Annotated in this window: 10 protein-coding genes; 2 read left to right on the forward strand and 8 right to left on the reverse strand. The window is 73.7% G+C overall.

Annotated features, from left to right (window positions below; translation table 11 throughout):
• Positions 1-70: 70 nt before the first annotated feature.
• A complete protein-coding gene (locus ABZ404_RS01865; protein WP_358836831.1) occupies positions 71-580 on the forward strand; it encodes an Asp23/Gls24 family envelope stress response protein in 510 nt (169 codons plus the stop codon).
• Between the two features lie 281 nt (positions 581-861).
• On the opposite strand, the gene ABZ404_RS01870 is transcribed toward ABZ404_RS01865, so the two are convergent.
• The 7 genes from ABZ404_RS01870 to ABZ404_RS01900 form a co-directional block, all read right to left on the reverse strand.
• Positions 862-2,091, reverse strand: coding sequence for a cytochrome P450 (locus ABZ404_RS01870; RefSeq protein WP_358836830.1), 1,230 nt, complete (start codon positions 2,089-2,091; stop codon positions 862-864).
• A complete protein-coding gene (locus ABZ404_RS01875) occupies positions 2,088-3,335 on the reverse strand; it encodes a cytochrome P450 (RefSeq protein WP_358836829.1) in 1,248 nt (415 codons plus the stop codon). Before ABZ404_RS01875 ends, ABZ404_RS01870 begins: the two co-directional genes overlap by 4 nt.
• Positions 3,332-3,964, reverse strand: a complete 633-nt coding sequence (locus ABZ404_RS01880) for an ATP/GTP-binding protein (protein WP_358836828.1) — start codon at positions 3,962-3,964, stop codon at positions 3,332-3,334. The genes ABZ404_RS01875 and ABZ404_RS01880 overlap by 4 nt, the downstream gene beginning before the upstream one ends.
• The gene (locus ABZ404_RS01885; RefSeq protein ID WP_358990015.1) at positions 3,939-4,298 is read right to left on the reverse strand and encodes a DUF742 domain-containing protein; all 360 of its coding nucleotides are present in this window, start codon (positions 4,296-4,298) and stop codon (positions 3,939-3,941) included. Before ABZ404_RS01885 ends, ABZ404_RS01880 begins: the two co-directional genes overlap by 26 nt.
• On the reverse strand, positions 4,295-4,717 hold the full coding sequence (locus ABZ404_RS01890) for a roadblock/LC7 domain-containing protein (RefSeq protein ID WP_358990018.1): 423 nt from the start codon (positions 4,715-4,717) through the stop codon (positions 4,295-4,297). The genes ABZ404_RS01885 and ABZ404_RS01890 overlap by 4 nt, the downstream gene beginning before the upstream one ends.
• The gene (locus tag ABZ404_RS01895) at positions 4,714-6,099 is read right to left on the reverse strand and encodes an ATP-binding protein (RefSeq protein ID WP_358990021.1); all 1,386 of its coding nucleotides are present in this window, start codon (positions 6,097-6,099) and stop codon (positions 4,714-4,716) included. Before ABZ404_RS01895 ends, ABZ404_RS01890 begins: the two co-directional genes overlap by 4 nt.
• Before the next feature lie 180 nt (positions 6,100-6,279).
• Positions 6,280-7,074: an MgtC/SapB family protein gene (locus tag ABZ404_RS01900; RefSeq protein ID WP_358837435.1), complete on the reverse strand. Its 795-nt coding sequence runs from the start codon at positions 7,072-7,074 to the stop codon at positions 6,280-6,282.
• Between the two features lie 139 nt (positions 7,075-7,213).
• On the opposite strand from ABZ404_RS01900, the gene ABZ404_RS01905 reads away from it, so the two are divergent.
• Positions 7,214-7,519 carry a MazG-like family protein gene (locus tag ABZ404_RS01905; protein WP_358837434.1) on the forward strand — a complete coding sequence of 102 codons (306 nt, stop codon included), beginning with the start codon at positions 7,214-7,216 and terminating at the stop codon, positions 7,517-7,519.
• Between the two features lie 16 nt (positions 7,520-7,535).
• On the opposite strand, the gene ABZ404_RS01910 is transcribed toward ABZ404_RS01905, so the two are convergent.
• On the reverse strand, positions 7,536-9,395 hold the full coding sequence (locus ABZ404_RS01910) for a cellulase family glycosylhydrolase (protein ID WP_358837433.1): 1,860 nt from the start codon (positions 9,393-9,395) through the stop codon (positions 7,536-7,538).
• Between the last annotated feature and the right edge of the window lie 116 nt (positions 9,396-9,511).

The raw sequence follows: 9,511 nt of genomic DNA on the forward strand, positions 1-9,511 counted from the left end.
ACGGTACTCGCAGAACGAGAGCGCGCGGACCCCGCGCACCCGACTACCGACCCCCAGGAGGTGGCTTCGGATGACGGAGCCGATCAGCCCGGCCGTGGAGAAGCCCGAGAGCCCCGACATCGACGAATACCGCAGCGGCACTTCGGGCACCACCCTGCAGACCGCGCGCAGCGGCGCGGGTCAGCCACCCGCGACCCGGGGCCGCACGACGATCGCCGGGGGCGTGGTGGAGAAGATCGCCGGTCTCGCCGCGCGCGAGGTGCCGGGCATCCACGCGCTGGGCGGCGGGTTCGCCCGTACCATCGGCGCGATGCGCGACCGGGTGCCGCGGGCGCGCGGCGCGTCGGTGAGCCGCGGTGTGAAGGTCGAGGTCGGTGAGCGGCAGACCGCGATCGACCTGGACGTGGTGGTGGAGTACGGCGTGAGCATCACGGCGGTCGCGGCCGAGGTGCGCGAGAACGTCATCGCGGCGGTGGAGCGGATGACGGGCCTGGAGGTGGTGGAGGTCAACATCTCCGTCGACGACGTCCATCTGCCGGACGAGGGGGGCTCGGAGGGATCCGAGGTCCGCGTGCAGTAGTCGGCTGGGCCGCCGGGGCGGTGCCGCTTCGTTCGGCCGCCGGGGCACGGTGCTGCTGCGTTCGGGGCCGCCCACGCTGCCCGGCGGCCCCGTCCTGGGCTGCCGGGCAGCACTCCCCCCTCGCCCGGCGCCGAGTTCCCCGGCCCCGGCGCGGGCACCGGCGAGGCGGGGCGTGCACCCGGCGGCGTGCCCGCTCGGATCGTCCGAAACGCAGCGGTACGTCGCCGCCGGCCGACCCCGAAGGGGCCACCGGCCCGGCCGGGTTCGGCCGTCTGCCCGGTTCAGCCCAGGCGGACCGGGATCTCCTGGTAGCCGAAGGCGATGAACGACGGCACCTGGCTCAGCTCGTCCGGCTTCGCGGCGAGGCTCAGGTCGGGGAAGCGGTCGAAGAGGGCGGGCAGCGCGGTGAGCGCCTCCATCCGGGCCAGGGGCGCGCCGATGCAGCGGTGGACGCCGATGCCGAAGGCCAGGTGGTCGTCGGCTGCGCGGGTGGCGTCGAAGGAGCCGGCGTCCTCGCCGTAGTGGGCCGGGTCGTGGCCGGCCGCGGCGTAGGTGGTGACGATGGCGTCGCCCGCCGGGATGGTCACCCCGTCGACGGTGATGTCGCTGACGGCGAACCGCAGGGGCAGGGTGGCGATGGACGGGTGGACGCGCAGCACCTCGTCGATCACGTTGTCCCAGCCGATCTCGCCGGAGCGGACCGCGGCGAGCTGGTCGGGGTGGTGGAGCAGGTCAACGACGGCGTTGCCGATGAGGTTGACGGTCGTCTCGAAGCCGGCGCCTATGACGAGCAGCAGGGTGTAGACGAGCTCCTCGTTGCTGAGCCGGTCGCCGTCCTCGTCACGGACCTTGATCAGCTCGGTGGTCATGTCGTCGCCGGGCACCTCGCTCTTGAACGCGATGAGCGCGGGCAGCACATAGGCGATCTGCTTCTGGACGGACTCGGCGTGCTCGGGGCTCGGGTCCGAGGTGTCCATGATGGCCGCGATCAGCCGGGCCATGTCCTTGACCAAGTAGTCGGGGACACCGAAGAGTTCGCAGATCAGCCGCATCGGCAGGGGGTGCGCGTAGGCGGCCTTCAGATCGGCCGTCTCACCGGAGGCGCCCGCCTCGGCGAGCGAGTCGAGCAGCTCGGCCGTGATCTGCTCCACCCGGGCGCGCATCGCCTCGGTGCGCCGGGCGGTGAAGCTGGGGGCGACCAGCCTGCGCAGCCGGGTGTGGTCGGCCCCGTAGGTGGAGAGCATGTTGATCACGCCGACCCAGCCCAGGATCCAGCCCCAGTCGGGGTGCTCCCCCAGCTCCGGCCACAGCCTCCAGTGCTGTCGCGGGTCCTTGCTGACCCGGGGGTCCAGGATGAGGGACTTGAGGGTGTCGTAACGGGTGGGCGCCCAGGCGGGGATTCCCCCCGGCAGCTCGACGGGCACCACCGCGCCGAGCGCGCGCAGCCTGGCGCTCTCGGCGGGGATGTCGGCGCCGAACGGGTCGAGGGGCACTCGCGTGGACGAGGTCATGCTCGTTCTCCTGGCTGGTCGGGGGTGCGGGGGGTGAAGCGGACGGGCAGCGACGTGAGCGAACGGTGGAACGGGCCGGGGCGCCAGGTCAGGCGCCCGCGCTCGGTGGTGGGGGTGAGGTCGGGCAGCCACTGGGTGAGCCGCTCGATGGCCTCGGTGGCGATGAGCAGGGTGTGCTGCTTGACGGGGCAGCCGTGGTCGCCCGCCGACCAGGAGAGGTGGGAGGCGTCGTGCGGGTGGTGCGACCCGGCGTGGTCGTGCTCCGCGAAGTGGCCGATGGCGCCGTAGGAGACGACGACCGGCACGGCGGCCTGGATCCACACGCCGTGGAAGCTCAGCGACCGGCGGGCGAAGTGGATGCCGTAGTTGGACAGCGGTGTCTCGTACCGCAGCACCTCGGCCACCGCGTCCGCGACCGGGCGCGAGCCGCTGGTCAGGGTGGAGTAGTAGGCGGGGTTGCCGAGGATGCGCGACAGCGCGTTGGAGACGAGGTTGGCGGTGGGCTCGTGGCCCGCGCCGAGGGTGAGGAACACCTGCCAGGTGACCTCCTCGGGGGTGAGTCCCGCCGGGTGGTCCAGGAGGCGGCTGGTGAGGTCGTCGCCGCGCCGCTCGCTCTTGGCGGCGATGAGTTCCAGGACGTAGCGGCCGTACTCGGCCTCGCCCCGCGCTGCCTGCTCGCCGCCCTCCATCATTTGGCCCAGGGCGTCGTTGAGGCGGCCGCTCTCGCTGTCGGGCAGGCCGAAGAGGTTGTTGAAGACCAGCGCCATCAGGGGCCGGGCGAACTCGGTCACGAGGTCGGCCCGCCCGGCCGGCCCGAACCGGCCCACCAGGATGTCCACCGCCCGGTGCACCCGCTCGCGCAGGTCGTGCGGCTCGACCAGGTCGAAGGCGTCGAGGAGGGTGCGGCGGTAGCGGATGTGGGCGTCGCCGTCGGCGAAGAGGGCGTTGGGCCGCCACCGCATCATGCCGAGGATCGGCGAGTCCGCGGCGACCGTGGCCTCCCAGGGCCTCGGGTCGTGGGACCAGGTGTCGCTGTCGTGCAGCAGGTCCAGCGCGGCCCGCCGGTCGGTGACGACGTACGCGGGGACGCCCGGGGCGAGTTCGGCCCAGCCGACGGGGCCCTGGGCGCGCAGCGCCGCGTAGTAGGCGTGCGGGTCGGCGGCGAAGCCGTCCTCCCACAGCCGCACCGGCGCGGAGAGCGAGAAGGCGGCTGCGGGGGCGGGATAGGCGGGGTGGGCGTTCACCGGGTCTCCGGGCGGTTGCGGGCGATCAGGTGCTGGACGAGCGCGAGGAGGGCGTCGATGGAGGAGTTGGTGTCGCGGGCGTCGCACGTCACCATCGGGGTGCCGGCCTCCAGGTCGAGGGCGCGGCGCAGCTGCTCCTCGGTGTACGGGCGGGAGTCGGGGAAGGTGTTGAGCGCGACCGCGTACGGCAGTCCGGTCTCCTCCACCAGGCCGAGCACGTCGAAGGAGTCGTCGATGCGGCGGGTGTCCACCAGGACGAGCGCGCCGAGCGCCCCGTAGGCGATGTCGGCCCACAGCGAGCGGAAACGTTCCTGTCCGGGGGTGCCGAAGAGGTAGAGCACCACTCCCCCGCCCAGGCTGATCCGCCCGAAGTCGATGGCGACCGTGGTGGTGGTCTTGTCCCGGACGCCGGCGAGGTCGTCCACCGTGGCGGACGCCTCGCTCAGGTGCTCCTCGGTGTGCAGCGGGCGGATCTCCGAGACCGAGTCGATCAGGGTGGTCTTGCCCACCCCGAACGGCCCCGCGACCAGGATCTTCACCAGCTCGCGCGCGGTGTCGGGCAGATGGATCCCCCGGGCCCCGGCGGCGCCGGTGGAGCCGGGGCTACTGCTTGAGGGCGCGGAGGCCATCGGCCACTCTCTTCAACAGATCGGGTGCGGGCAGGGTGGCGACGGGAATCGGCGGGCGGGCGCTCACCAGCCCCTGGTCGACGAGGGCGGCGGCGAGCACCCGCACGGCCGAGACCGGCAGTTCGAGCAGCGCGGCCGTCTCGACGACGGTGAGCGAGCCGCCGTCCAGCACGTCCAGCAGGGCGTGCTGGGCGGCGGGCAGTCCGGCGGGCTCCGGGCCGCCCCCTCCGGTCAGCACCGACAGCCGCTCCAGGCTGTTGCGGCTGGGCCGGGCGACCCCGCCGGTGGACAGATAGGCGGGGACCAGCGGGCGGCCGCCGCGGCGGCCCGTCATACGTGGGTGGCGCCGTCGGCCGTGCGCGGCGCCGCCGCCATGGTCTTCTCACCGAGCCGGGCCACCTGGGAGTGGACGCGGTGGGCGAGCAGGTCGAGCCGGACCTCCGGGTCGCCGAAGGCGGCCACACAGGTGCCGTGGGCGGTCGGCGCGACCAGGATGTACCCGTGGTCGGACTCGATGACCACCTGGCGGATCCGGGCGTCCTCCTGGTCCGCGAAGGCCGCCGCCGCGGTGCGGCAGGCGCCCTGCACGGTGCTCATGATGGCGGCCGTGCGCTCGGCGGACGCCTGGGACAGGGCCTGGGTGTAGCCGGAGACGAGACCGTCCCGGGTGAGCAGGACGGCGGCCTGGACGTGCGGGATCTCCAGGATCGCGTCCAGTACCCACGCCGTCTCGCCGGTGGTGCCGCTGGTCATCGCGGTTCGTTCCCTTCGGTGGGGGCGGCGGAGCGGGCCGCGGCGGTGCCGGACTGCAGTGCGCCGAGCGCGGCGGCCGACTCCTCGGGGGTACGGGCGGGCGCCGCGGCCGTCTCGGCGGGCAGCGCGGCCCGGGTGCGGCGGCGCCGCTGGGGCAGCGCGTCGCCGTCGGGCGCGGGTTCGGAGGCGGGCGCTCCGGGGACGTACACGGCGGCGGGCCGGGGCACAGGGGGCACGGCGGGCGCGGCGGGCTCAAGGGCGTGTTCCGGCACCGGCCGCACCTCGGGGGTGCGGGTGGAGCGGGGGGCCGCCGCGGCGGGCGGCCGCCGCGCGGGGTCGATCCGGCTCAGCAGGTGGTTCTTGACCAGGAGTACCGCGCGGACGCCACCGTAGGGCGACGGCGAGGACAGGTCCACCGAGAGGTCGAACTGCCGGGTCAGCTGGCCGATCGCGGCCAGGCCCATCCGGGGCGGGTCGCCGAGTTCGGAGAGCAGGATCGCCTCGGTTCCGGCCACCATCCGCTGCGCGTAGGCGCGTTCGTCGCGGCTCATGCCGACCCCGGCGTCGTCGATGGTGACCGAGACGCCGTGGTGGGCGCGTTCGAGGTTGACCACGACCTCGGTGTCCGGGGCGGAGTGGCGCAGCGCGTTGTCGAGCAGCTCGGCCACGATGATCGCGACGGGCTCGACGGCGTGCGAGACGAGCGCGGTGCCCGGCTCCAGATGGTTGTGGATGCGCACCCGGTGGTAGCCCACCAGCCGGGACTGACCACCCGTCACCGCGTCCACCAGGTGCGACTCCTCGCGGGCCAGGCCGACCCAGGCGCCGCAGACCACGGCGGTGACCTGGGCGCGCCGCAGCGACTGCTCGTTCTCGTGGTCGAGGGCGAAGAGCGTCTGGGCGAGCTCCGGGTCGTCGTAGCGCTGCTGGAGTCCGCGCAGGTGGTCCTGGAGGCGGTAGAGCCCGGCCTGGATCTCCCGGGTGGCGCCGCGCATGCCCGCGCGGGCGGCGGCGTCGACCCGCTTGCGCTCCTGCGCCACGGCGGTCGCGACGCCTTCGAGGACGCCGTCCAGGCCCGCGCCGAGCTCGGTGCCGGCGAGGTCCGGGTGGAGCGGGCCGGGCACCTGCACGTGCGGATGCGCGGTCCGGGTCGCCTCGGCCGGGACTCGGCGCTGGGCGAGGTGGGCGACCTCCGCGGCGTACGCCCGGGAGAGGCGGGCCGCTTCGGCGCGGGCGCCCTCCCCCTGGGAGCGCAGCTCGGCGATCTCCTCCCGCTGCCGGGCCGTCCGGCGCCGGGAGCGCAGCAGCCCGCCCCCCAGCACGAACGCGGACAGGGTCCCGGCCGCCAGGCCTCCGGCGGCCAGGTCCGGTATCTCAATCATCTGATGGGCCTTCGGGGGAGATCGGGAGAAGGGCATGTGGACGACCGCCCCGGAAGGCGAACGTGGCCAGTACACACTGTCATTGACCGGTCCCGCACTGTTTTACACGAAGATCCTTTCGAACCTGAACGCGGGAGTCCGAAACTTGACGAAACGTCGGGTGCCGACGGGGGCGCGTCCTCACGGGTTGTTGAAGAAATCACGGACCCGGTAGCGGCGGCGCCGCCCGCGCCCGCCGTACTCGTCGTCGTCCTCGTCGTCGTCCGGATGGTGCAGCACCGTCCAGCTCACCGCCGAGACGGCCGGCTCCAACGACAGCCTGCTCACCGCCTCTTCGAGGAGGCTGTCGTCGCGGCGCTCGGTGGTGAGCTCGGCGGTCACCGTCACCCTGCCGGGGGCGTCGGCGTCCTGGCTGTGCACCGAACGCAGCCGGAACCCCGGCCCGGTCAGGGCCTGGACGGAGAGGATGCGCACATGCGCCTCCTCCGGCTCGGCGCACACCACCTCGAACAGGTAGTCGGTACCGACCTCGACACCTCCGTGCGGCTCGCGGTCCAGGCGCCGCCCCAGCGGCCGCAGCAGCAGATTGGCGCCGACCACCCCGGCGGTGCCGAGCGCGGCCACCGCGTAGAGCCCGGCCCCGGCGAGGGCCCCGACCGCCGCCGAACACCACAGGGTGGCGGCCGTGTTCAGCCCCCGTACGCTCAGACCGTCCCGCATGATGACACCGGCGCCCAGGAAGCCGATGCCCGAGACGATCTGCGCGGCCACCCGGGAGCCGTCGTAGCCGCTGGTGCTGGTGGCGTCGACGAAGCCGTACGTCGAGAGCAGCACGAACAGCGCGGAGCCGGCCGCCACCAGCGCGTTGGTCCGCAGCCCCGCCATCCGGGCCCGCCACTGGCGCTCCAGGCCGATGATCCCGCCATAGCCCAGGCCCGCCCCGATGTTGGCGGCCGTGTGCCACTCATTGAGCATGTTCCGTACTCCTCGCCGTCCGTCCGTCCCCCTCCTATCGGCCACCGGAGCCCCGGTGTTGAACCGGATCGGCGGGCGGGGCCCGTTCGGCACTCGTTAGGCTGGGTGGACACCGCCGCACGCACCGCTCGGAGGAGTCGTGGACATCCGGACCGCACAGGAGCAGGCCTGGGCGAACAAGATCGAGAAGGGGTTCAACGTCACCGACGTGCCGCTGGAGTTCGGTCTGCTCAGCGCCGAGGTGGGCGAGGCGTTCACGGCCTGGCGCAAGCGGCTTCCGGATTTCGGCGAGGAGCTGGCCGACGTCTTCCTCTATCTGGTGGCGCTGGCCGAGATGAACGGCGTGGACCTGGACGAGGAGGTCGCCCGCAAACTGGAGAAGAACCGCCGCCGCGCCTACGCGCGCGACGAGCACGGCGTTCTGGTGCGGGTCACCGAGGGCTGAGTGCCCCGGCGCGGTGTCACGTGTGGGTCGCCGCCCAGGCCGTGAGTTCGGCGCGGGCCGTGTTCAGCAGGTCGGCGGACGGGTCGGTGGCGCCGTCGGTGACCAGCGCGAAGTGGACACCGCCCCGGTCGGGTGCGGTGAGCAGCAGCCGGCGGCTGCCGGTGCCGCCGGGCTCGGGCGCCACGGCGACGGGGGTCTGCGGCGTGTAGAGGGGCGGCCGGTGGACCGCGCCGAGGTCGGAGACGACCGTGGTGGCGGCGAAGGAGGCCGGCAGGTGCAGCTCGGTGGGCGCGGCCAGGCCGCCCGAGCGCCACAGGAGCAGACCGTAGCGGCCGGTGCCGACGAGCCGGGCCACCTGCGGCAGCGATGCCGGGACGGGGTTCCACGTCTGGGTGGTGGAGCCGTCGCGGGAACGGTCCTCGTAGGTGAAGGCGAGCACGCGGCCGGCCGTGGCCGAGGGGTAGAGCCGGTCGAGGAGGCGGGCGTCCTGGCGCAGGACGGGGGCGCCCGAGTCGTCGCGGCGCACGGCCGAGAGGTCCTCGTCGTTCCAGGCGTCACCGGCCGTCAGGACCTTGCCGGGGTTGCCGTTCATCAGCTCGTGGTGGCGTCCGCTGTACAGGTCCCACTGCCACTGGGTGCCCGACAGGACGGGGCCGGACGCCGACGGGTCCGACCACCAGGCGGCTCCCGCGAGGCGGGAGTCCAGCCCCTGGTACATCGCCTTGAGGACACTGGGCGCCTTGTCGGCGACGGTCCCGGAGAGCGGATGGCCGAACTCGCCGACGACCGCGGCCGTGCTCGCGGCGGCGGCCCGGTCGCGCACGGCGCCGAGGTCGCGCGCGTACTGGCCGTCGCCCGCCTTGCCCCACATGAAGACGCCGGAGATCGCCTTCTGGTCGTAGAAGTGGGTGTTGAACACATAGCGCGGCCCGAGGGCGCCCGCGTCGAGCAGACCGCCCTCCTGGCGCTGGAAGTCGATGTTGGCGTTCCAGAAGAGGTTGGGCTCCACATAGGCGGGTTTGGCCTGCCAGCCCGCCGCGTCCATCGCGGTCCGGAAGCGGGTGTAGAAGGGCCAGAGCACCTCACGCTCCCAGGCGCGGCTGGTCTGCCCGCTGTCGTAGCTGCCCGCGTGCGGTTCGTTGTACGGGTCAAAACCGGCGACGGCCGCGAACTCCTCCGCGGTGAGGTGCTGGGCCAGATACCCCAGGGTGGTCCGGGCGGTATTGAGGAAGGCGTCCTGGATGCCGCGCGCGTTGTGCCAGAAGTCGTGGGTGGCGCGCTTGACGGCCTCGTTCTGGGTGATGTTCTGGCCCCAGAACAGGCAGATCCCGCAGGACTCGCGCGGATAACCGGCGTCCGCGACGGCCCAGGCGGGGGCCCCGTCGCCGGTGTACCAGCTGCCCGCGTCGAAGAGGTGGCGGGAGAACAGGTCCTGGTGGAAGTCGGGCAGCACCCGGACCCCGGCGTCCAGGAAGGCCCGCATCTGCTCGGTGACGGCCGCGAGGTACCCCTGGTCCACCTGGCCGCGTACGGGCTCCGCGGACGCCCAGGAGAGCAGGAACCGGACGGTGTTGGCGCCGCCCAGGGCGCGTACGGCGGTCGCGGCGGCGCGGGCGTCGGCGACCGAGGCGAACGGCAGTCCCCCGTGCTCGGCCAGCTTGGTCTCACCGGAGACGTTGTAGCCGCGCAGCACCACCTCGCGGCCGAGCCCGTCGACCAGCCGCCCGTCCTCGACGGTGAGCGCGGAGGCGGTGGCGCCGTCGAACCACTGGGCGTCGGGGAGTCCCTCCGCCCCGGAGGCCGGGGTGCCCCCGGCCCCGAGGAGCGCGGCGAGCAGGACGAGGACCCCGAACGGACGCGCCCACGACTTTGGCATGCCCATCACCATCGCGGCGGCCCGGAGCACAGTCAACACTCCGGGCCGCCGCGCCCGACGGGCGCCGCGCCGTGACCTGGCGGCTTCGCCACCGGCCGCGGCGGACCCGCGGCCCG

This window comes from Streptomyces sp. NPDC005878, from assembly GCF_040629815.1.
Lineage (GTDB): Bacteria > Actinomycetota > Actinomycetes > Streptomycetales > Streptomycetaceae > Streptomyces.

What these genes read in the sequence shown, in the direction of transcription:
- ABZ404_RS01865 (WP_358836831.1), top strand. Translation starts at nt 71, where the DNA reads ATGACGGAGCCGATCAGCCCGGCCGTGGAGAAGCCCGAGAGCCCCGAC.
- ABZ404_RS01870 (WP_358836830.1), bottom strand. Translation starts at nt 2,091, where the DNA reads ATGACCTCGTCCACGCGAGTGCCCCTCGACCCGTTCGGCGCCGACATC.
- ABZ404_RS01880 (WP_358836828.1), bottom strand. Translation starts at nt 3,964, where the DNA reads ATGGCCTCCGCGCCCTCAAGCAGTAGCCCCGGCTCCACCGGCGCCGCC.
- ABZ404_RS01885 (WP_358990015.1), bottom strand. Translation starts at nt 4,298, where the DNA reads ATGACGGGCCGCCGCGGCGGCCGCCCGCTGGTCCCCGCCTATCTGTCC.
- ABZ404_RS01890 (WP_358990018.1), bottom strand. Translation starts at nt 4,717, where the DNA reads ATGACCAGCGGCACCACCGGCGAGACGGCGTGGGTACTGGACGCGATC.
- ABZ404_RS01895 (WP_358990021.1), bottom strand. Translation starts at nt 6,099, where the DNA reads ATGATTGAGATACCGGACCTGGCCGCCGGAGGCCTGGCGGCCGGGACC.
- ABZ404_RS01900 (WP_358837435.1), bottom strand. Translation starts at nt 7,074, where the DNA reads ATGCTCAATGAGTGGCACACGGCCGCCAACATCGGGGCGGGCCTGGGC.
- ABZ404_RS01910 (WP_358837433.1), bottom strand. Translation starts at nt 9,395, where the DNA reads ATGCCAAAGTCGTGGGCGCGTCCGTTCGGGGTCCTCGTCCTGCTCGCC.